Raw genomic sequence first — 21236 nt, forward strand, 5'->3', positions numbered from 1 at the left:
CTAATGATTCATTCGCTGACCCAAAAATTTCCCATTCTTAACCTCTGGCAACCACCGTTCAAACATTTACTGCGCTTAAGCATTCTTTGGGTGATTCTGGTGGCCTGTACCGCAAACGTCTGCAACAGCTTTTTCATTAAATGGGGTTTCCGCGACGACTCCCGCTATGCGTCGCTAGTAGGGGTGATTGATGGCACGGCTTACCAGCCCTATGTTTACCGCTCAACGGTCCCGCGTCTGGCTGACCTGGCCGTGCAGCAGATTCCGGAAAAGAAACAGGAAAAGCTGTTTGAACGCATCATCTCGTCCGACAAACTGAAAAACCATTTCTTTCACGATGTACCTGCCGAGGAATGGACGCCTCGCGTGGCGCTGGACTACCACCTGATGTATGGCCTGACTTTGCTCAGTTTTCTGCTGACGCTGATTTACCTGCGCAAGATTTTTCTGCACTTTTCTGACAACTACTCGGCCTCTATCCTTGCCGTGGTGCTGTTTAGCCTGATCTATCCGCTGACCTTCAAGCGTGGCGGCTATTTTTATGATTTCTTTGAACTGCTTGGTATCACGGTCAGCACTTATTACTTTCTGACTGACCGCAAGTTTCTGGCGTCCATCTTGCTCATGCTCACGGCATTTAACAAAGAAACCGCCTTCGTTGCCGCATTCGGTTTTTTCTTCTTACATGCCAAAGACTATCCCATGCAAAAGCGCGTGGCTTATTTCGCACTACAATTCATTGCCTGCTTCCTGATCCGGCAATGGATCATCGCACCCTATACCGGGAACACGGATTCTGCGCTGCATTTTCACTTGCTTGATAACGCAAAATTCTGGCTCAATCCGGTCAATTACTTCAAATTGAGTGATTTTTATACACTGGGATTGTTCTCGCCCACGTTGCAGCACGTCTTGCTGTTTCCATGGCTGGCCTACTGGATACGCGCTGGCTGGCAACAAATGGATGACATGCTCAAACGGTATACATTGGGGATTTTTATTCCTAACCTGCTGCTGTTCCTGAACTTCACCACCAAGGATGAGTTCAGAAACTTCTCGCTGAGCATGATCGCCTTGTACATCATCCTGATTCATGGTTTTTCAAACTTCAGGCAGTGGCTAGACCAGAAGTGATTACGCACGCATGAGATTCGTAGATAAATTGCGCATGGGTTACCGGCGCTGGCAATTGGGTGACGCCTTCAAGCATCAATACAACTGCCACCCGGACTTTGACCTGCAGCGCGGGGAACACAGCTGCACCGTCCTCTGGAAAAAGCAGCCAATAGCCACCATCCCTTTTGCGCATACGCTGAGCCAACAACAACGGGGACCATGCTGGATCGTCGCTTCCGGCCCTTCGCTGGCCGAGATTGATCTGCAGCAAATCGCCTCGTATCCGACCATCAGCCTCAATTGCGCAATTAAAAAATTTAGCGCGGCCAAGCTCCATCCGACCGACTGTGTGATTGTGGATCACCGCGTATTTCAGCGCCAGTGGGATTGTGTCGTCGAATCTGTCCGTTCGGGCGCGCGCTGTTTCTTCAACTTTGAAGGGCTGAGTATTATTGCTGAGCGTGCGCCAGAACTGCTGAAGCAAGGCAATCTCTACCTGATTGAGTCGGTGAGTCGCAAATATGGGGTGGCCAGAGGCAGTGCCGAGCAATACTTGCAGGCTTTTACGCAGTCGTCTGAGATTCTGCTGGCCCCGGATTTATTGCCCTACTGCCGCTCGATAGGCTTTAGCCACAATTTACAACAAGGCGTGTTTGCCGGGAAAACGGTGGCCACCTGGGCAGTTCAACTGGCGTTTGCCCTGGGCTATGAGGCGATTTATATTCTGGGCATGGATTTGGGCGGCACCGGTAAAGCCCATTTTTATGCCGACCAGCACAATCCTTCACCAGATTTTCTGCGCTATTACGAACCGCATATTCGCGGCTGCTTTGAGCTGGCGCGTCTGGCCAGTGAAAAAACAGGGGTTAAGCTATATAATCTGTCGCTACAGAGCGCCTTGCCTGCCGAGATTATTCCAAAAATGTCGTTTGCCGAGGCTTTGCAACAAATTACCGAGACGGCATCCGTCAAGAAATGATTTAAGTTATGAAAATTATTATCCCGCTGCAAACCTGCTCCACGCGTATTCCGCATAAAAATATTCGCCCTTTTTATCAGGACGATTCGCTGTTCGACATCAAGGCCAAGCAAATTCTGACCTTTGAAGCGCCAGAAAATGTCTATGTGTCATCAGAAAGTGTGGAACTGGTCAAACCGTTGTGTGACAAGTATGGCTTTCACTTTATGCAGCGCGATGCCTCCCTGACCGGCAACAAAATTTATCAGCCTGACCTGGTCAAAGCGCTAACCGACCCGCTGCCTGGTGACGATGACATTATGTGGATTCAGGTCACCTCGCCCTTGTTTAACCAGTTCAAGGAAGCTTTGGCGGTCTGGAAAGATGTCCGCAACGATTATGATTCGCTGGTTGCTGTCAAACCGTTCAAAGGGCATTTGCTGGATGGCAAGGGCAATCCGGTCAACTATGGGTTTGGTTACTGGCACAAAGTCTCGCAAGACTTGCCCAAGTTATATTCGGTGTTGTGGAGCCTGTTTATTCTCAAACGCGAGACGGTCAACCGCTTTCACTACCATATCGGCGTCAATCCCTACCTGTTTGAAACCAACCATATGGTGGTCGATATTGACTACCATGAGGACTTTGAGCTGGCAGGCATGATTTACACCAAGCTACACGGTACGATTTAATTCACCGCCAAATCATTCACGCCGCGCTTACATGGCTACGCCAGCGCGGCGTTTGCGCTGGTACTTGGCGTAAAGCTTGTCCGCACGCTGCGCAATGGCACGGTAAAATGCCGACTCCCCACGCAGTAACTGACGGTCGTCACCAACATAATGCCGTAGAAATGTGAGCAGATCTCCGCGGGATAATTGAACATCCATGGCTGAAAAATACAGCGCAGCCAGATCTTTCATTTGCATACGTTGCGAAGGCTGTGCGCGGATTTCTGCTCTATGCAAATCCAGCACATGCAATCGTGGCGGCAGCAGCGTCAATTCAGCCGCTTTAAAGCAGAAATGGCAGATATAAAAGTCACGATGGTAGAGCGGATACGCATGCATCTGACGTGCAATCTCCGCCACCCGGCGGATCAGCGCACGCTTGAACCGCAGTGTGGGCGGTGTGATTTGCCACTGTAGCGCCAAATCCTCCAGCGTGACAATCTCACCCAAATCCTCGGTAATCACAAATGAGCGCTGAGTGGCGGGCAGCCAGCCCTGGATGCCATGCCCCACATAAGGCGTGGTGAGAATATGCAAGCGGTGCAAGGCGGCGATGGCCGCCACCTCATTCTGCGCATTCACCACCGGGCGTTTAAAGCTGAGCCAGTTTTTGAACAACTCGCCCCACCCCACACCAAAATGCCGTTTAATAAAAAAATGCTGGCCCGCCAGCGCAATCCGCAAGGTCTCGCGTTCGGCAACCTTGCGGAAACTTTTGCCTGGCAACTGCATAAAAAAATCAAACACATCCGGTCGTTGCCGAATCTCGGCAGGCAGCGGATTTTCTGCTTTAAATTGCACCGTGGTACTCATGACGCCTTGTCTTTGTGCAAGGCCAAAAAGCGGCTGCAATTCTGAATCGCCTGCAATAACAATGGTTGATATTTGGCCATGAGGCTGTCTTGCGCGCTGGCAGATAACGATTCATCGTGCGGCCCAGTCGGCACAAAATGATCCACGCCATGATGCAAATATGGAATACGGTACTTCATATCCGTTGTTTGCACGCCAATAGAGTGCCAGTCACTGACCACAACAAATGGGCGTGACTGCGTGGTCAGCAACGACAGGCCAAGCGAATAGCTGCTGCTATCCTCAGGCGCACCCAGGGCCTGTAATAACGTTGGTGAAATATCCAAATGGCTGGTCATACGCTCAATTTCGGCATGCGCGTGCTGCGGCATCCACACCACCATGGGCGTATGTGTCTGCTCCTCAACAAAACTCGAGTTATGCCCCCAGAAGCCCTTTTCCAGAAACTCTTCTCCATGGTCGCCAGTGATGATGACAATGGTATTGTCTAATGCGCCCTGCGCACGCAGTTCATCAAGCACCCGCCCCATTTGTTGATCTACCCAATGGGCAGCATTGGTATAGCGGTTTTTGAACTCGCCAATCTTGGGCTTGAGCGACTCGCGGCTCATGCCCCAGTAATTCACATCCTTCAAATACGGGGAGGCAATCACGGCTTGCTCCGGGAAGTCATAACGCGCATGCGTAGACTCAAAGAAGAAAAAGCTCATGAATGGCCGCTGCTTATCCCGCGCACGCAAAAAGGCGATTTGCTCAGAGGCATTTTGTTGGTCACGCTGCCAGGGGTTTAACTTCTCCTCCGCCTCGTGCAGCTGTGCAAGCGGCACGCTGGCGAATAAGGTTTTATTAAACTCGGGATAAGAAAACAGTGCGCTGGTACGCAGGTCGAGTTGGTAGTTCAAGGCCTGCATCCGCTGCATGAGCAAAGGCGGTTGTTGTGCATGTAAAAAGCTGGACCAGTAAGAGCCATATAGCCCATAAAACATGCCGAACAGGCCTTCTCGCGTACCGTTGCCACTGGAATAGTGGTTTTTAAAATACAAGCCTTGCTGCGCAAATTGCCAGACATGAGGCATGATCTCAGGCGTTAAACGATCCCAGCGCAGAGACTCTGCCACCAGAATGACAATATTCGGCGGCTGTTGGACGGGGCTAAACGTCACCGGCGATAAAGGATACTGAATTCTGGAAGTATCCACATTGAGGTGATTACTGCTATGGCGCACCGTTTGCACGCCCATTTTTTCTGCCCAGCTGCGGAAGGTAATCCGTTTATAGAAGGGATAGACGGTCGCCGAATCAAGAATCGCCCCGTTATTTTTGACATCACTGATGCCATACAGGACGGCTTGCGCGACAAAGGCCAGCAGCACAACCAGGTACAAAGGCCGTGTGAGCAATAACGCGGGCTTGAATGACTGCATGCGCGTACTCAACCACCAGGCGAACAGCTGAATCAGGATGACAATTGCGACCGATACGCCGATGGCCACATAGGTCTCGTCGCTGGTACCGAGCGAGGCCAGGCCGCCTTTGGTGGTAACCAGATTCCAGATAAAGCCGTTGAAATGAAAGTTATACAGGTCATAAATCATTAAATCCGATCTGACCAGTAAAATGCCTATCACAGAAAACGTGAGAGCCAATAGTGCGGTATATCGATTGATGGTGCGTGCCAGCAGTGATTGCAGCCAGGCCGGGATCAAGATCACGACGGCGTAGGCAAAACTGTAAAACAGCCAGGCACAGACATGAAACCAGAAGGCTGCGCCCGTGGTGGCTTGCGCACCAATGCTGAAGAACCCCCAGCAGGTGGCTAGCATGTGCAGTGTAGTCAGGCCTAAAAACAGTTTGAGTGGTGAAATTTTCTTCATGGCGGCATTCATCTTTAAGCAGTCAGGCGACAGTTAGGGCGCACAGAAAGCCGTTACAGGCGACAATTCAAGCTGATGACAAACGGTCACCCCATGCGTCTGGCAGTAGGCTTGCCAATCCGGCATATCGGTCCAGTCAGCCACAAAAATGAAATCCAGCCCGGCGCCAGTCGAAGCCTGATGATCAAAGCGGCTATCGCCAATAAACAAGGCCGGGAACTGGATGGTCCCATCGGCAATCATGCTGGCCAGGTGCTCATTCTTTTTAGTCGGTCCACCATAAATGCCCAGTTCAAACAGCGTATCCAGGCCACGGCGCGGGAAAATTTGCCGCAACTCTGTTTGATCTCCGCCAGACAGCAGCATCCACTTGGCGTTTGCGGTTTCTTTTTTCAAATCCATCAGTGCAGGCGCAACCTCACACTGCATCAGGGTTTCATCCAGAATCTCGGTAAACGTATCCATAAAGGCCTGAAAACGCTCAGGTGTTAAAGGCTGTTTGATAATCTCGGTGATGTAATAACGGATTTTGTCATTGCGCGGGATGCTGCCCAACTGGATATGATAGTCCACAAAGGCCTGCGCCTGCGCCTCCGTCCCCCCCATCCGCTTGGCGGTGTTGTAATAGGCATCCACCTTGGTCTGGTTGCTATTGAGGACAACGCCATCGCAATCGAGCACAATGGTTTTATACAGGGAGAGGTCTGGTCTTTGGGACATAACGGCGTGGGCTTGGCAAATAAAAAAGGCTTGTATCACTACAAGCCTTCATTATAGACGATTTGTCTAACGCTATACTTATTTGGCCGCCACGATCGCAGAAGCCTCTTTCGCCAGCTTGGTGATCTGTGCCCAGTCCTTATTGGCTACGGCATCGGCAGGCGTCAACCAGGTGCCACCGCACACAACCACGTTAGGCAACGCCAGGAATTGTGGGGCGCTTTCAACGCTGACACCACCCGTTGGGCAGAATTTCACGTCTGCAAATGGGCCGGCAAAGCCTTTGAGCAGGTTAATACCACCCACCGCCACTGCCGGGAACAATTTCAGGAAGTAGTAATCATCGGCATTCGCCATCATGATTTCTGAGCCAGTAGACACACCTGGCAACAGTGGCAAGCCGATTTCACGGGCATATTTGCCTAACTCGCTGGTGTAGCCTGGGCTGACCGCAAACTGGCAACCTACATCCTTGGAGTTTTTCGCATCTTTCAGATTACGTACGGTCCCAGAACCCAAGATCGCGTCAGGCACATGCTTGGCAATTTCTTCCATGGCTTGCAGTGCAACCGGGGAACGCAATGTGACTTCCAGCACCTTAATGCCGCCTTCCAGCAACGCTTCGGCCATCGGCACCGCATCTTCCACTTTGTTAATGACAATCACCGGAATCACCGGGCCATGATTTGCTAACTCTAATGTGCTCATGTTTTGAATATTGACCTAATAAATAAAAAAATTGTTTTTTAATCGTTTGCTTTATGTAAATGAAGCTTGCTAAGCAAGACTAGGCGCAGGCTCGTAGACAGTACGAATAGTACGGCAAGCAAACTGCAACGACGTATTGCGACGCAATGTGCATTTACAACCAGGTAACGGCGCCTTCTTCTGCAGACAGCACATTCCTGCGCATGCCACCAAACAACTCACGGCCCAAGCCATGGGCGTTGTAATGACGTTTGGCATCGCTCAACTCTTCAGCCTCGCGCTCAGCCCAGGTGTCTTCATCCACCAGCACATTCAACTGACCGACGGTCCCATTGAGGCGAATAATGTCACCATTGCGGATTTTGGCAATCGGACCACCCGCGCTGGCTTCCGGACTCAAGTGAATCGCAGCAGGAATCTTGCCTGAAGCACCACTCATGCGGCCGTCAGTCACAATCGCCACCCGGAAGCCCTTGTTTTGCAATACAGCAAGTGGTGGTGTCAGTTTATGCAACTCTGGCATGCCGTTGGCTTTAGGGCCCTGGAAGCGCACGACAGCAATGAAGTCACGCTCCAGCTCACCGCGGTCAAACGCGGCCAGCAATTCTTCTTGCGCATCAAACACAATGGCTGGCGCCTCGATGATGTGACGGTCTTCAGGGACGGCAGAAATCTTGATGACGCTGCGGCCAAGGTTACCCTTGAGCAGACGCAGGCCGCCAGACTCGTTAAACGGATGCGAGGCTGTGCGCACGATGGTTTCATCGCCGCTTTCGGCCGGGTAGTCTTTCCACACCAGCTTGTCCGCTTCTTTTTCCGGCTTTTTACCGTAATCGCGCATGCCGCCGCCACTCACGGTGTAGACATCCGGATACATATAACCGCCTTCGATCAGTTCGCGGATCACAAAACCTGGCCCACCAGCTGCTTGGAATTCGTTGACGTCGGCCTTACCGTTTGGATAAACACTGGCCAGCAGTGGCGTCCCTTTAGCCAGATAGTGGAAGTCGGTCCAATCAATGATAATGCCCGCAGCACGCGCAACCGCTACCCAGTGAATCAAATGGTTGGTAGAACCGCCAGTAGCCAGCAAAGCCACCATAGCATTCACGATCACATGCTCATCTACCAGACGGCCAATCGGCACAAATTTATCTTTTTTAGCGTTTTGCACTACCAAACGCACCGCTTCACGCGTCAAGTCTTCACGCATGCCATCATGCGGGTGGATAAAAGCCGCCCCTGGCACGTGCAAGCCCATGGCTTCCAGCAACATCTGGTTACTGTTAGCCGTACCGTAGAAGGTACAGGTGCCGGCACCGTGGTAGGCCGCAGATTCGCTGGCCAGCAGCTCATCACGGTCACACAGGCCTTGTGCATATTTTTCACGCACTTTGGATTTCGAGGTGTTATCAATGCCGGTGCTCATCGGGCCCGCTGGCACAAATACACAGGGCAAATGCCCAAAATGCAGGGCGCCGATCAACAGGCCGGGCACGATCTTGTCACAGACACCCAGCAGTAATGCTGCATCAAACACGTCATGAGACAAGGCAATGGCCGTACTCATGGCAATGGTATCGCGGCTGAACAGGCTCAGCTCCATGCCAGGCTCGCCTTGGGTAATCCCATCACACATGGCAGGCACGCCACCGGCCACCTGCACGGTTGCGCCATGCTTGCGTGCTTCATCACGAATAATATCCGGATAGTTCACATACGGCTGATGCGCGGATAACATTTCGTTGTAAGCAGTGACGATACCGACGTGTGTCGGCTTCTCGGCGTAAATCTTGAATTTGTCGTTTTGTGGCATGGCCGCAAACGCGTGTGCCACGTTGGCACAGCCCAAGCGGTCCGGGCCTTTTTCACGGTTCAGGTAATCATCAATGCGCTGCAAATACGCCTTGCGGGTCGGACGGCTACGCTCGATGATGCGTTCTGTTACTTCAATGTGAGATTGTTTCATTGACTATCGCTCAACTGTGTTTTAACTACCTGATGAACTATCCTGGTGAACTGCTTTGAACTTGCTATTGCGTCACAGTATAGGGTGAAGATATATGAATCCAAACAGGCTCCCTACCCCCGATTATCTCCAAACTGCTGCACTACGTCAAATTGAATTACCCGAATCCAACATTTTTTCAGAGGATTCAATGACTTAAAACAATATGCCTCTTTTTCGCGTAGTGCATTGACACTCATGGAATGTAGTCAGACATCAAGCAGATTTGGTCACCAGAATATCTTCCAGCATCAGATATTCCAGATCACAGCCATAAAACATATTCAGGGCATCGGTCGGGCTACAAATCATCGGTTCGCCGCGTCGGTTAAGCGAGGTATTGAGCACCACGCCATTACCACGCAGTTGCTCCAGATGCTCAATCAGCGCGTAGTAGCGTGGATTGGTGGCTTTGGTCACAACCTGCGCACGCGCGGTGCCGTCCTCATGGACCACTTCCGGAATGCGGTTTTTCCAGGCCGGGTTCACATCAAAGGTGAAGGTCATGTAGGGCGCCGGATGGTCGGTTTGCAGAATATCCTCCGCCACGCGGTCCAGCATGCTGGGGCAGAATGGCCGCCAGCGCTCACGGTATTTGATCTGGGCATTGATGCGGTCCGCAACCCCAGGAAAGCTGGGGTCGCCCAGGATACTGCGGCAACCCAGGGCACGCGGGCCAAACTCCATGCGACCCTGGAACCAGGCGAGTGGATTCCCCGCGGCCAGTAATTCTGCCGCTTTACGTGGGCCATCTTCTACACGGGTAAAAACAGGCTTGGACGGATGCGCTTCACAGGCGGCAATACATTCTTCATTGGTGTAAGAAGGCCCGAGGTAAGCGTGTTCCATTTTATGGATACTTTCGCCCGCCAGATGTGCAGCGTAAGTGGCCGCGCCCAGACTGGTACCGTTATCGCCAGAAGCAGGCTGTACAAATAATTCTTTCACGTGTGGCAAGGCGATAATGCGCTGATTCAGCTTGACGTTGAGCGCAACGCCCCCTGCCATCACAATCTTGCCGGTTTCGCGCAGAATATCACCCAGATAATATTCAATCATCTGCAAAGCCAGGTCTTCGAGCAGCTTCTGCACACTTGCAGCGTAATGAATATACGGGTCGTCAATCTCGTCGCCCTCACGCTTGGGGCCTAGCCATTCAATCAGTTTGGGCGTGAAGTAGTAGCCTTTGCCATTTTCTTTGTAACGGCGCAAACCGACCACGTTGACGTATTCGGTGTTGATGATGAGTTCACCGTTTTCAAACTTGGCCAGGCGGCTCAAATCATATTTGTTCGGGTCACCATACGGCGCCATGCCCATGACCTTAAATTCACCATCCAGCATCTCAAACCCAAGAAACTCGGTGATCGCGCCATACAGCCCACCCAGTGAATCCGGGTCATAGAATTCCTTGATTTTGTGAATCTTGCCATGTTCGCCATAGCCAAAAAACGTGGTGGCATATTCCCCTTTGCCGTCAATGCCGACAATGGCGGTTTTTTCCTTGAAGCCACTCAGATGGTAAGCACTGGAAGCATGCGCCAGATGGTGTTCAACCGGCACATATTTGGCTTTGCTCAACCCAAGCTCTTCCATCAGTTTGAGTGATTTGTCGCGGTTGCGACGGAAACGGCGGTTACCATTAAAAATGGCATCCAGTGCACGGTCTGGCGCGTACCAGTAGCGCTTGGCGTAATGCCAGCGCGCAGCCGACGTCAGTGGAATTTCACCATAAGGGAAAGCCACGATATCGACTTGTTCAGGGGAAATGCCCGCCTGTTTCAGGCAAAACTTGGCCGCTTCGTAAGGCCAGTGGTTTTTGGCGTGCTTGTCGCGGATAAAGCGCTCTTCTTCTGCCGCAGCGACAATTTTGCCATCTACCAGAATGGCAGCCGAAGCATCATGCCCCAAGGCACCGGATAAACCTAACACAATCATGCAGAAACTCGCGTAACGATCAAATCAATCGAATGGATTAAATAGAAATGCCCGCCAGGGTGAGTGGCGTATGGTCTGGATAAACCGTTTTAAATCTATCCACCAGCGCATTATACAGTGAACTATCCGGTTTCCAATTTTGCAGCAGCCGCCGCAGGTCGCGGGCATGTGCGCGTAAGGCACTCTGCGCACAGTGATGCTGGCGCATGCTGTCCAGATCAATCACCACGATCTGGCCTTGATCGGTGACCTGCAAATTGCTGCCTTTGAGGTCGCCATGTGACATTTTGAGCAGATACCATTGATAACAAAGCATGACCAATTGCTCCACCACCTGTGCCTCAAGCGCAGGATCGCGAGGCTGCTGAAAAAAGGACAGCACATCGGGCCAGGGGCTAAATGCGGAGACAAAATACGCGCGGCCACGCAGCCCGCAGTAACGGCGTTCGTACATCAACATGGGTTGCGGGGTCAGCATGCCGTAATATTGCAGGCGGTGTGCATTTTGCCACGAGGCGGCCGCCCGACTGGGCCGCCAGGCCCGGCTCAAGGCATGCAGCCAGTGCTTGATGTTATAGCGCTTGATCACGACAGGCTGATCTTGCAACTGGGTATGACCCACGGTGCAGGTGTTGCCCGCCTTCAGGGTCTGCCCCACATGCATGGCCACTTCCAGCGCAGGCAAGTCGGTGGGATGCAATCCGCCAGCGGTACTGACCGCCTGCACACTTTGAGCCGTCTGTTGCCAGGTCACATCGCTACAGGTTCGGAAAATTTTACGCGTGACGTAGTGTTCCACCTCACGCGTCTTCATCTGTTGCGCCCAAGCCAATACTTGTGCAGCTGTGAGGCTGCGCGGCCAGCCGCGTGCATGCAAATAGACATCCAGTAGCCGTTGCGTCCACTGCATCTGATCCAGTACCTGCAACTTCGAAATCAACTCGGCGAGTTGCAGGTGCGCCTGTTTGCGGCTCAGTGTTTGCTGACGGATCCCATCGCCATCAATGGCCCACACCACGCCTTCTGCCAATAAAAAATTCTTTAAATGCAAATCGGTTTGGCATAATCCTGCGACATGCTGTGCTGCCAAGGCCTCAACCAGCAGCGCCAGCAAAGCATATCTGCCCTCTGCAGGCTCTACCGAATAAGCCTCTGCGGCATTGACCGCATTGGGAACAGCGGCATAAATCAATGCGGCTAGCGGCTGAGTGCCGTCATGCAGCGTGCCTTGCCATAACAAGGCTGGCGTACGGATGCCCGCAGCCAGCATGCGGCGCGCGCCGTCCGCATCCCGCCTGGCGTAACGTGCCGCTTCTTTGCCCGCAAACAGCTTGGCATAGATCGTCTGGCCATCCCAAATCCCCCGCAACACCCAGCGCCGCTCCTTGAGCACGCGGACCAGCGTGTCCAATTGCAAGGGCGGCTGGGCGTCCATGGCAAATTCAATGCGGATGGGTCCCGGCGAAGTGAACTGGCGCAGGGTCATGCTTGCGCAGGTCGTCCTAACAGCAAGAGCGCCTGCTGCAATACTTCTTGCGGGCGTATGTCCGCCATGCTGTCTTTTTTAATCAATTGCCGGTTGGCGCGTTGCGGATAAGGCCCGGTCAACAAGTGATTGGTCGGGCCAAACAGTCCCAGCATCGGCACTTGGGCGGCAGCCGCGACGTGAAATACACCACAATCATGTGAGATAAACAGATTGGAGCGCTCCATCAGCTGGCGCAAGTCTGCCACCGTGGTTTTGCCTGCAAGGTTAATACTGTTAGGCACCGCCTTGACAAATTTCTTTGCCAGAAAGGCTTCATTGCTGGTGCCAGTAATCACCAGCCGTACGCCCGGGATGGCTTGGACCAGCAATTGTCCCAATTCAATATAGGCATCAATCGACCACAGTTTTTTATCATCGGCACGCCTGGCGTAAAAAAACTTCCAGCCATGCAATAGCGTGGTGCCACAGCCCAGGTGAATATTGATCACGGTGTCTGCAGGCTGCACCTCAAAGCGTGACAACAAGCTCACCTGACCAGGCGCGCTGTAAATCGCATAGCAACGGTCTTCATCGGTGATTTCAATCTGGCGCTGTAACTGCTGGCTCAACCATTGCTGGCAAAAGGCTAGCAGCTGTTCGGCATAATGCACATCGGTTTTATCGATGGTCGCCAATTGCAGGCGCGGATCATTAAAAGGCAGCTTTTTGAGCGCATTTTTATTAAACGCCAGTACCGCGTCATAGTCTTGCGCGAGCTTATTGACGCGGCGGAGACTACTGGTCACCCACAGCTTGCTGATGGCCGGGTTATGTTCAAACACCTGTGCGCTCAGGGCATTCAGCGCGACAACATCAATCCGTGCCTGTGGCAGATGCTTGCGCAAAAACCGGATAGCCGGCGTACAGAAGATATTGTTGCCCGTGCTACTCGATGTCAGTATTAACAGTGAATTAACCATGTTTCATTATCTCTTGTTTAAACGCTTCAATCCCCAGCGCAGCCACCACCAGCCGCAGCGTTGGTAACACTGACCATGCTCGCTTGCATAGGCTTGATACAGCTGATACAACAGGCTGTCCGGCCAATCCTGCAAACGGCTCATGAATTGCCGCAAATCCCGCAAGCGTTGCCAGGCTGGCAGCCACATATGCTTGGCTTTTTCGAGATCAATGAATGCAATCTCATAAGCGCCAAACGTTTCGTGCTCAGGCAGCGCGCGGACAAACAGGTGCTTGGGGTATAGCGCCCGATGCTGTATGCCCGCAGCGTGCAATGTTTTTAACGCCTGTGCGACAGCGATCAGCAACGGCGGATTGGCAGTCATATTGGCAGCCGTGCAATACGGAGTAAGCTCCTCATAGCCTTGCAGTGCCTGCGTGGCCAGGATGGCCTGACGGCCCGCTGACACATCGCGCACGCCCGCGTAAACCACTTCGGGCACCCTCACCCCCTGCGCCCGTAAATACTTGAGCATGTCATATTCAACCATAAAGGTCGGCAAGCCACGCCAGGGATAGCGCCAGCTAAAGCGGGTATGGTTCTGCTGGCGTTTCACATACAGTTCAACCAGTTGATGATCAGCACATGGCAATTGCCAGCGCCCGACCCCACTCCAACCGCCTCTTTCCAGATTGGGTGGCTCCAGCCAGGCAATCGCCAGTTGCCACCAGGCATCAAAGTGGTCCATGCGCTGCGCAATCAGGGCATCGCGGACACGGCCCTCTTCGGTTTGAATCTCACTTATTTTCAAAATTAATCAGCGAATAGACGGGTTAGCAAACGACGATTTGTTAATATGGCAGGATTAGGGGGTGGATTTTAACAGAATGCACCCTGAGTGAGATTTTCCACGAGGCAGATTTTTTGATGTTGGTGTTTTTTTGCAAATGGCTTTCAAAGTTACCCTTAAGCTACGTCCACCGTCTGGGCGCGGTGATTGGTCGATTAAGCTGGCATCTTGATCAAAAAAGTACCGGCATCGCTATCGAGAATATTCACCAAAGTCGTCTATGCAAAGACAAGGCAGCTGTTCAGCAACTGGCCAAAGATAGCCGGATAGAAGCCGGTAAATCCCTGATGGAATCCCTGTTTATCTGGGGCGCCCCACAATCCGGCTTGCTGCCACTGGTAAAAGCGACGACTGGCTGGCACTTGGTTGAAGCAGCACAACGTGCGGGCAAAGGCCTGATTTTTCTCACACCACATCTGGGTTGCTTTGAGATCACCTCTATTTATTATGGTAGCCAACACCCGATCACCGTGCTCTACCGCCCCCCAAAACTGACCTGGCTGGAAGGCCTGCTACAAGAAGGTAGGCAAAAAGGCCAGGTTGCGCTGGCGCCCGCCAACGCCGCCGGGGTCAAAAAACTGCTGCAAGCGCTCAAACGTGGGGAAGCCATTGGCATTTTACCTGACCAGATTCCGCGAAATGGTGAAGGCGAATGGGCCGATTTTTTTGGCAAACCGGCTTATACCATGGGGCTAGCCAGCAAACTGGCCGTGAAATCAGGCGCAACGGTCATTATGGCGTTTGGTGAACGCCTGCCCGCTGGCGAAGGCTTTCATATCCATCTGTCCAAGGTCGAAGACATACAGACGCCCGCACTGCTGAACCAGGCGATTGAGCGGCAGGTATCCCAATGCCCGGTGCAATACCTGTGGCAATACAACCGTTACAAACAAAGGCGTTATGCCATGCAAAAACTGCAGCCTAAACAGAGCGGCATGGAGGACGAGCACTAACTCGCCCATGCGAAGATGGCGCTAGACCAGGCCCTGAATCCAGCGGCTATACACCTTGTCGGCGACAGCGTGCAAGACGTCGCAATCCTCGCTCACTTTTGCCAGCATGGTCTCTGCAGACTGGACCGCTGGGCTGGCGGCCGACGTGGCAATATCGTTTTTCCATTGCTCCGTCCACATTTTAACCATGTCGGGTGTCATTTCAATATGGCATTGCAAACCGATGTGTTTGCCCATGACATATGCCTGGTTGATGCAATACGGGCTGGATAGCACGTGTGTTGCCCCTTTCGGCACCGAAAACGTTTCGCCATGCCAGTGAAAGCTGTTAAACACTTGCAAGTCACCAAACCAGTCTCGTGCGGCAGGATCGTCTGCCACCTGCACTTGCCCCCAGCCTATTTCTTTGACCGGGTTTTTACTCACCACACCGCCCAACGCCTTGCTGATTAACTGCCCTCCCAGGCAGTGCCCAAGCAAAGGGACATCTTTTTCTACTGCCTGGCGAATCAATTGGAGTAAAGGCGGAATCCAGGGCAGGTCATCGTTGACACTCATGGGGCCGCCCATCAACACAATGCCACTATATGCCTCGACTGAGTCAGGCACGGGCTCGCCTTTATCAATGCGCACCTCGCACCAAGGAATGGCATGCTGCGCTAAAAAAGTGCCCAAATAACCAGCACCCTCGCAGCAAGCGTGCCTGAATACCACCACCTGTTTCATGACATTACCTTCTTATAACTGACTTCCTGATATTGCCCAAGCAAGATTCCGTCCAATGTGTAAGGCCCAATCGCATAACGGATCAGGCGCAGGGTCGGAAAGCCGACGTGCGCGGTCATCCGCCGTACCTGGCGGTTTTTGCCCTCACTGATTTTAATCTCCAGCCAGGTGGTCGGGATCTGTTTGCGCGCCCGAATAGGCGGGTCACGCTGCCATAAATGGTCAGGTTCATCGATGATTCTGACCTGCGCCGGCTGCGTGACAAAATCGCCCAAATCGACGCCGCGCAGCAATGGCATCAAATCTGCTTGTGTAGGAGCGCCTTCCACTTGCGCCCAATAGGTTTTGACCTGTTTGTGCTTGGGATGGCTCAAACGATGTTGTAATGCGCCATCATCGGTTAGAATAAGCAATCCCTCAGAATCGGTATCTAACCGCCCGGCGGCATAAACGTTGGGAATCGGAATATAGTCCTTGAGCGTCGGGTGTTTTTCATGCGCAGTAAACTGGCATACGACGTTAAAGGGTTTGTTAAACAGTAATAACATGGAAAGTGCTATGTCTAAAATCAAGGTGCCCGCCACTGGCAGCAAAATCACCGTCAATGCTGATAATACCCTAAATGTTCCTGACCAACCTATTATCCCGTTTATCGAGGGCGATGGCATCGGCGTTGACATCACGCCCCCCATGATCAAAGTTGTGGATACTGCGGTTGAAAAAGCCTATGGCGGCAAACGCAGGATTTCATGGATGGAAGTCTATGCCGGTGAAAAATCCACCACGCTGTATGACAAAGACACCTGGTTGTCTGACGAAACCATGGCCGCACTCAAAGACTATGTGATTTCAATCAAAGGGCCGCTGACGACTCCGGTTGGTGGCGGCATCCGTTCACTCAATGTGACTTTGCGCCAAGAGCTAGACTTGTACGTGTGTCTGCGCCCTATCCAGTATTTCACAGGCGTGCCTAGTCCGGTCAAACACCCTGAAAAAACCGACATGGTGATTTTCCGTGAAAACACTGAAGACATTTATGCTGGCATCGAATGGGCAGCTGGCACGGAGGAAGTGAAAAAAGTCATCAACTTCCTGAGCGACATGGGTGTACGCAAGAAAATCCGCTTCCCTGAAGCCTCTTCCATCGGCATCAAGCCAGTCTCCATCGATGGCAGCAAGCGCCTGATCCGCAAAGCCATTCAATACGCGATTGATAACAACCGCAAATCAGTCACTATCACCCACAAGGGCAACATCATGAAGTTCACCGAAGGTGGCTTCCGTGACTGGGGCTACCAGCTGGCCAAAGAAGAGTTTGGCGCAGAACTGATTGATGGTGGCCCATGGTGCAAACTGCCGAACGGCATCGTCATCAAGGACTGTATCGCCGACGCCTTCCTGCAAGAGATTCTGTTGCATCCTGAAGATTACGATGTTGTCGCTGCACTGAACCTGAACGGTGACTACATGAGTGATGCGCTGGCAGCACAAGTCGGCGGCATTGGCATTGCCCCAGGCGCGAACTTGAGCGACACCGTTGCCATGTTTGAAGCTACACATGGTACCGCGCCTAAAATCGCCGGTAAAAACCTGGCCAACCCCAGCTCCCTGATCTTGTCAGCCGAAATGATGCTACGCCACATGGGCTGGGTGGAAGCTGCGGACCTGGTGTTGCACGGTGTGGCCAAGGCCATCGCCAGCAAACGCGTGACCGGCGACTTCAGCAGCCAGATGGAAGGCGCGACGCAAGTGGGCACCGCTGAGTTTGGTGACGAGATTATCAAACAGATGGCGTAAGCAGACACGCAAGGCCCAGCATAAAAAAACGGCTCGCTATGGCGAGCCGTTTTGTATTTTTTACCCCTAAAACAAAAATTATGCTTTTTGTATATTGGAGGCCTGCTTCCCTTTTGGACCTTCAGTCACATCAAAGGATACGCGCTGACCTTCTTTCAAGCTTTTGTAACCAGATTCAACGATTGCGGAGAAGTGCGCGAACAAATCGTCACCACCATCATCCGGAGTAATGAATCCAAAGCCCTTAGAGTCGTTAAACCACTTTACGGTACCTGTTGCCATTTTACTTCCTTACTTTTTTACTTAACAGGGAGGCGCCCCCAAAAGTTTGTCTCAAGTACTCCAGTCGCAATAAACAAGCTTTGCTTTACTTAAAGACGGCCACAAAAAACCTGAACCCAAACGCCTTAAGGATTTATAAGTGAGCATAATTTAAAAGTCAAGACTATTTTTGTATCTTTTGAGTTAAGTCAAGAAAACTCCCTAAAATTTGCACAAAAGCTGCATCAGAATGCGTCTTTTCTGCGATTTGAATCCCGCCTGGACCCCATATACTGAGGTAGAAAGTATTGTTATATCAGTCGATTAAACGGCGTATTTAAGGATTCGGAAAACAGACTCAGAACGCTATGGCCACACTGGAAAGCACAAAAAAACTGGGCGGCATGGCCCGCATGCTGGTGCAATCTTCGCTGATGAGTGAAGAAGAAGCGGCCACCCTGCAAGAAAAATGTCAGAGCCAAAAAGCCAGCTTCCTCGCCGCGACGCTGGCACAAAAGAAAATCTCACCCAAAGAAATCGCATTCTCTGCCTCACAAGCGTTTGGTTTTCCTTTTTTTGACCTGGATGCGCTTGAACAGAATCTGCTGCCTGACAAAGGCATTGATATCAAACTGATGCAGTCGCATCGCGTGCTGCTGCTGCAACAAAAGGGCAATGTGGCCTATATTGCCCTGTCTGACCCGACCAATCTGCATGCGCTGGACACCATCCAGTTTCAAATGGGTGCAACCTTGTTCCCGATTGTGGTGGAAGATGACAAACTGGGCAAATGGATAGACAAAATTGTCGAATCCAAAGACACCAGCATGTCTGCACTCAATGCCGGCGGGGATGATTTTGATCTTGGCCTGGAGGAAAGCAGCGAAGAGCCCGAAGCGGATATCATGCAGGAAGTCGATGATGCCCCTGTGGTCAAGTTCCTGCAAAAAATCTTGATGGACGCCATTAATATGGGCGCGTCTGACTTGCACTTTGAGCCTTATGAAAAATTTTACCGTATCCGCTTTCGCGTCGATGGCGTGTTGAGGGATATGTCGCAGCCCCCGCTGGCCATCAAGGAAAAGCTGGCTTCACGCATCAAAGTGATTTCTAACCTGGACATCTCGGAAAAAAGAATTCCGCAAGATGGCCGCATGAAGCTGATCCTGTCGAAAACACGCGCAATTGATTTCCGTGTCAGCACCTTGCCACTGATCCATGGCGAAAAAATTGTCATGCGGATTCTGGATCCCTCCAGTGCCACGCTGGGCATTGAAGCGCTCGGCTACGAGGCACCACAACAGGAGGCGCTACTCAAGGCCATTCACCGCCCATACGGTCTGGTACTGGTCACCGGGCCCACCGGTTCGGGTAAAACCGTCTCGCTGTATACCTGTCTGAATTTACTCAATGATCCCGGCGTCAATATCTCAACCGCAGAAGATCCTGCCGAAATTCCGCTGGCGGGCATTAATCAGGTCAACGTCAATGACAAACAGGGGCTGACCTTCGCTGCAGCCCTTAAATCCTTTTTGCGTCAGGACCCGGACATCATCATGATTGGTGAGATCCGCGACCTGGAAACTGCAGATATGGCCATCAAGGCCGCATCGACCGGGCATATGGTGCTGTCCACCCTGCATACCAACGATGCGCCTACTACCCTCTCCCGTTTGTTAAATATGGGAGTCGCCCCCTTCAATATTGCCTCTGCCGTGACGTTAATTACTGCACAGCGCCTTGCAAGACGGTTGTGCAAGCATTGCAAAGTGCCGCTGAATGTCCCCAAGGAAGCACTATTGAAAGTGGGCTTTACTGAAGCTGATCTGGATGGCAGCTGGCAGTTATACGGTGCCAAACCAGGGGGCTGCGAACATTGTAACAATGGCTACAAGGGACGGGTGGGGATTTATCAGGTGATGCCGATCACCGAGGAAATCGCGCGCATCATCATGTCTCATGGCAACGCCATGGACATTGCCGCGCAGGCCAAACGCGAAGGTGTGAAAGATCTGCGCGAGTCTGGCTTGCTCAAGGTTAAACAGGGACTCACCTCGATTGAGGAAGTCGAAGCAGTCACCAACGAGTAACACGGGTAGGCATTCACTTTTTAAGAAGACATTATGGCGACTGGCAACATCAAACAATCTGTATATTTGTGGGAAGGTAAAGACCGCAAAGGCAAGCTGATCAAGGGCGAGATGCGCGCCAACGGCGAGGCCGTCGTCAATGCGACCTTACGCCGCCAGGGCATCAGTGTCAGCAAAGTGAAAAAGCAGAGCTCGCTGGCGACCAAAGGCAAGGTGTCAGAAAAAGATGTGACGCTGTTCACCCGCCAGTTGGCGACCATGATGAAAGCCGGCGTGCCTTTGCTGCAGGCGTTTGACATTGTCGGCAAGGGCCACCACAACCCTGCGGTCTCCAAACTGCTGGGCGACATCAAGGCCGATGTTGAAACAGGCAGCAGCCTGAGCGCGGCCTTCCGAAAATACCCGCTGCATTTTGACCAGTTATTTTGCAATCTGGTGGGCGCTGGCGAGCAGGCCGGGATTCTGGATGCCTTATTGGAACGCCTGGCAACCTACAAGGAAAAAATCCTCGCCATCAAAAGCAAGATCAAATCAGCGCTGGTATACCCGACTTCGATTATCGTGGTGGCGTTTGTCATTACCGCCGTCATCATGATTTTTGTGGTGCCCTCGTTCAAAGAGCTGTTCAGCAGCTTTGGCGCAGACTTGCCTGGCCCGACAGTGGTGGTGATTAACCTGTCAGACTTTTTTGTAAAATGGTGGTGGGCCATTTTTGGTAGTCTGGGTGGCGGCCTGTGGTTCTTTTTCTATACCTGGAAACGCTCGGCAAAACTACAGGCGACCATGGATCGGCTAATGCTACGCCTGCCTATTTTTGGTGAACTCATCCGCAAAGCTACCATTGCCCGCTTTGCGCGTACGCTCTCAACCATGTTCGCCGCTGGCGTGCCGCTGGTAGAAGCGCTGGACTCTGTGGCAGGGGCCTCTGGCAATCAAGTGTATTTTGATGCCACAAAAAAAATTCAAAGCGAGGTCAGTACCGGGACCAGTCTCACCGTAGCCATGCAAAACACCAATGTCTTCCCGAATATGGTGATCCAGATGACCGCGATTGGTGAAGAGTCTGGCTCATTGGACAGCATGCTAACCAAAGTGGCCGATTTTTATGAGGGTGAAGTCGATGATGCGGTGGCAGCGATTTCCAGCCTGATGGAACCGGTGATCATGGTGGTGCTCGGCGTGCTGATTGGCGGGCTGGTGGTCGCCATGTACATGCCCATCTTCAAAATGGGTAAAGTGGTCAGTGGTGGCGGCTAGGCAAATA

The 21236-nt window shown here is 52.2% G+C and carries 19 protein-coding genes; 7 read left to right on the forward strand and 12 right to left on the reverse strand.

Going from position 1 to position 21236, the window contains the following annotated elements:
• Positions 1-3 precede the first annotated feature (3 nt).
• Genes GOC95_RS10095 through GOC95_RS10105 form a run of 3 tightly spaced genes read left to right on the forward strand, consistent with a single transcriptional unit; the run spans position 4 to position 2766 of the window.
• The gene (locus GOC95_RS10095) at positions 4-1134 is read left to right on the forward strand and encodes a hypothetical protein (RefSeq protein WP_275356938.1); all 1131 of its coding nucleotides are present in this window, start codon (positions 4-6) and stop codon (positions 1132-1134) included.
• A 10-nt stretch (positions 1135-1144) separates the two neighbouring features.
• Positions 1145-2095: a hypothetical protein gene (locus GOC95_RS10100; protein ID WP_275356939.1), complete on the forward strand. Its 951-nt coding sequence runs from the start codon at positions 1145-1147 to the stop codon at positions 2093-2095.
• Between the two features lie 8 nt (positions 2096-2103).
• Positions 2104-2766, forward strand: a complete 663-nt coding sequence (locus tag GOC95_RS10105) for a CMP-N-acetylneuraminic acid synthetase (protein ID WP_194747143.1) — start codon at positions 2104-2106, stop codon at positions 2764-2766.
• Positions 2767-2793: 27 nt separating this feature from the next.
• On the opposite strand, the gene rfaP is transcribed toward GOC95_RS10105, so the two are convergent.
• The 9 genes from rfaP to GOC95_RS10150 all read right to left on the reverse strand — a co-directional run bounded on the left by rfaP (position 2794) and on the right by GOC95_RS10150 (position 14106).
• A complete protein-coding gene (rfaP, locus tag GOC95_RS10110; protein WP_275356940.1) occupies positions 2794-3618 on the reverse strand; it encodes a lipopolysaccharide core heptose(I) kinase RfaP in 825 nt (274 codons plus the stop codon).
• The gene (locus GOC95_RS10115; protein ID WP_275356941.1) at positions 3615-5492 is read right to left on the reverse strand and encodes a sulfatase-like hydrolase/transferase; all 1878 of its coding nucleotides are present in this window, start codon (positions 5490-5492) and stop codon (positions 3615-3617) included. Before GOC95_RS10115 ends, rfaP begins: the two co-directional genes overlap by 4 nt.
• Positions 5493-5525: 33 nt before the next feature.
• Positions 5526-6212 (reverse strand): HAD hydrolase-like protein, encoded by a 687-nt coding sequence (locus GOC95_RS10120; protein WP_275356942.1) that lies wholly within the window; start codon positions 6210-6212, stop codon positions 5526-5528.
• A 78-nt stretch (positions 6213-6290) separates the two neighbouring features.
• A complete protein-coding gene (gene eda, locus GOC95_RS10125) occupies positions 6291-6920 on the reverse strand; it encodes a bifunctional 4-hydroxy-2-oxoglutarate aldolase/2-dehydro-3-deoxy-phosphogluconate aldolase (protein WP_194747147.1) in 630 nt (209 codons plus the stop codon).
• 154 nt (positions 6921-7074) lie between these two features.
• On the reverse strand, positions 7075-8889 hold the full coding sequence (gene edd / locus GOC95_RS10130; RefSeq protein WP_194747148.1) for a phosphogluconate dehydratase: 1815 nt from the start codon (positions 8887-8889) through the stop codon (positions 7075-7077).
• A gap of 255 nt (positions 8890-9144) precedes the next feature.
• Positions 9145-10866, reverse strand: coding sequence for a carbamoyltransferase (locus GOC95_RS10135; protein ID WP_275356943.1), 1722 nt, complete (start codon positions 10864-10866; stop codon positions 9145-9147).
• A gap of 37 nt (positions 10867-10903) precedes the next feature.
• Positions 10904-12352: a lipopolysaccharide kinase InaA family protein gene (locus GOC95_RS10140; RefSeq protein WP_275356944.1), complete on the reverse strand. Its 1449-nt coding sequence runs from the start codon at positions 12350-12352 to the stop codon at positions 10904-10906.
• Positions 12349-13314: a glycosyltransferase family 9 protein gene (locus tag GOC95_RS10145; RefSeq protein ID WP_275356945.1), complete on the reverse strand. Its 966-nt coding sequence runs from the start codon at positions 13312-13314 to the stop codon at positions 12349-12351. The genes GOC95_RS10140 and GOC95_RS10145 overlap by 4 nt, the downstream gene beginning before the upstream one ends.
• A gap of 6 nt (positions 13315-13320) precedes the next feature.
• Positions 13321-14106 carry a lipopolysaccharide kinase InaA family protein gene (locus GOC95_RS10150; protein ID WP_275356946.1) on the reverse strand — a complete coding sequence of 262 codons (786 nt, stop codon included), beginning with the start codon at positions 14104-14106 and terminating at the stop codon, positions 13321-13323.
• Between the two features lie 116 nt (positions 14107-14222).
• Here GOC95_RS10150 and GOC95_RS10155 point away from each other — a divergent pair, with 116 nt between their 5' ends.
• Positions 14223-15098 carry a lysophospholipid acyltransferase family protein gene (locus GOC95_RS10155; RefSeq protein ID WP_275356947.1) on the forward strand — a complete coding sequence of 292 codons (876 nt, stop codon included), beginning with the start codon at positions 14223-14225 and terminating at the stop codon, positions 15096-15098.
• A gap of 21 nt (positions 15099-15119) precedes the next feature.
• Here GOC95_RS10155 and GOC95_RS10160 read toward each other — a convergent pair whose 3' ends face one another.
• Both GOC95_RS10160 and GOC95_RS10165 read right to left on the reverse strand, forming a co-directional pair.
• Positions 15120-15824 (reverse strand): type 1 glutamine amidotransferase, encoded by a 705-nt coding sequence (locus GOC95_RS10160; protein ID WP_275356948.1) that lies wholly within the window; start codon positions 15822-15824, stop codon positions 15120-15122.
• Positions 15821-16372 (reverse strand): pseudouridine synthase, encoded by a 552-nt coding sequence (locus GOC95_RS10165; protein WP_194747155.1) that lies wholly within the window; start codon positions 16370-16372, stop codon positions 15821-15823. Before GOC95_RS10165 ends, GOC95_RS10160 begins: the two co-directional genes overlap by 4 nt.
• Between GOC95_RS10165 and icd the strand changes: the two genes are divergently transcribed.
• Positions 16371-17621 (forward strand): NADP-dependent isocitrate dehydrogenase, encoded by a 1251-nt coding sequence (gene icd, locus GOC95_RS10170; protein WP_275356949.1) that lies wholly within the window; start codon positions 16371-16373, stop codon positions 17619-17621. The genes GOC95_RS10165 and icd overlap by 2 nt on opposite strands.
• 78 nt (positions 17622-17699) lie before the next feature.
• Here icd and GOC95_RS10175 read toward each other — a convergent pair whose 3' ends face one another.
• A complete protein-coding gene (locus GOC95_RS10175) occupies positions 17700-17903 on the reverse strand; it encodes a cold-shock protein (protein ID WP_013441419.1) in 204 nt (67 codons plus the stop codon).
• Positions 17904-18250: 347 nt separating this feature from the next.
• Here GOC95_RS10175 and pilB point away from each other — a divergent pair, with 347 nt between their 5' ends.
• Positions 18251-19972, forward strand: a complete 1722-nt coding sequence (pilB, locus tag GOC95_RS10180; protein WP_275356950.1) for a type IV-A pilus assembly ATPase PilB — start codon at positions 18251-18253, stop codon at positions 19970-19972.
• A 33-nt stretch (positions 19973-20005) separates the two neighbouring features.
• A complete protein-coding gene (locus GOC95_RS10185) occupies positions 20006-21229 on the forward strand; it encodes a type II secretion system F family protein (protein WP_275356951.1) in 1224 nt (407 codons plus the stop codon).
• The last annotated feature ends 7 nt before the right edge of the window (positions 21230-21236 follow it).

The organism is Methylophilus sp. YYY-1, from assembly GCF_029132825.1.
Classification (GTDB): Bacteria; Pseudomonadota; Gammaproteobacteria; order Burkholderiales; family Methylophilaceae; genus Methylophilus; species Methylophilus glucosoxydans.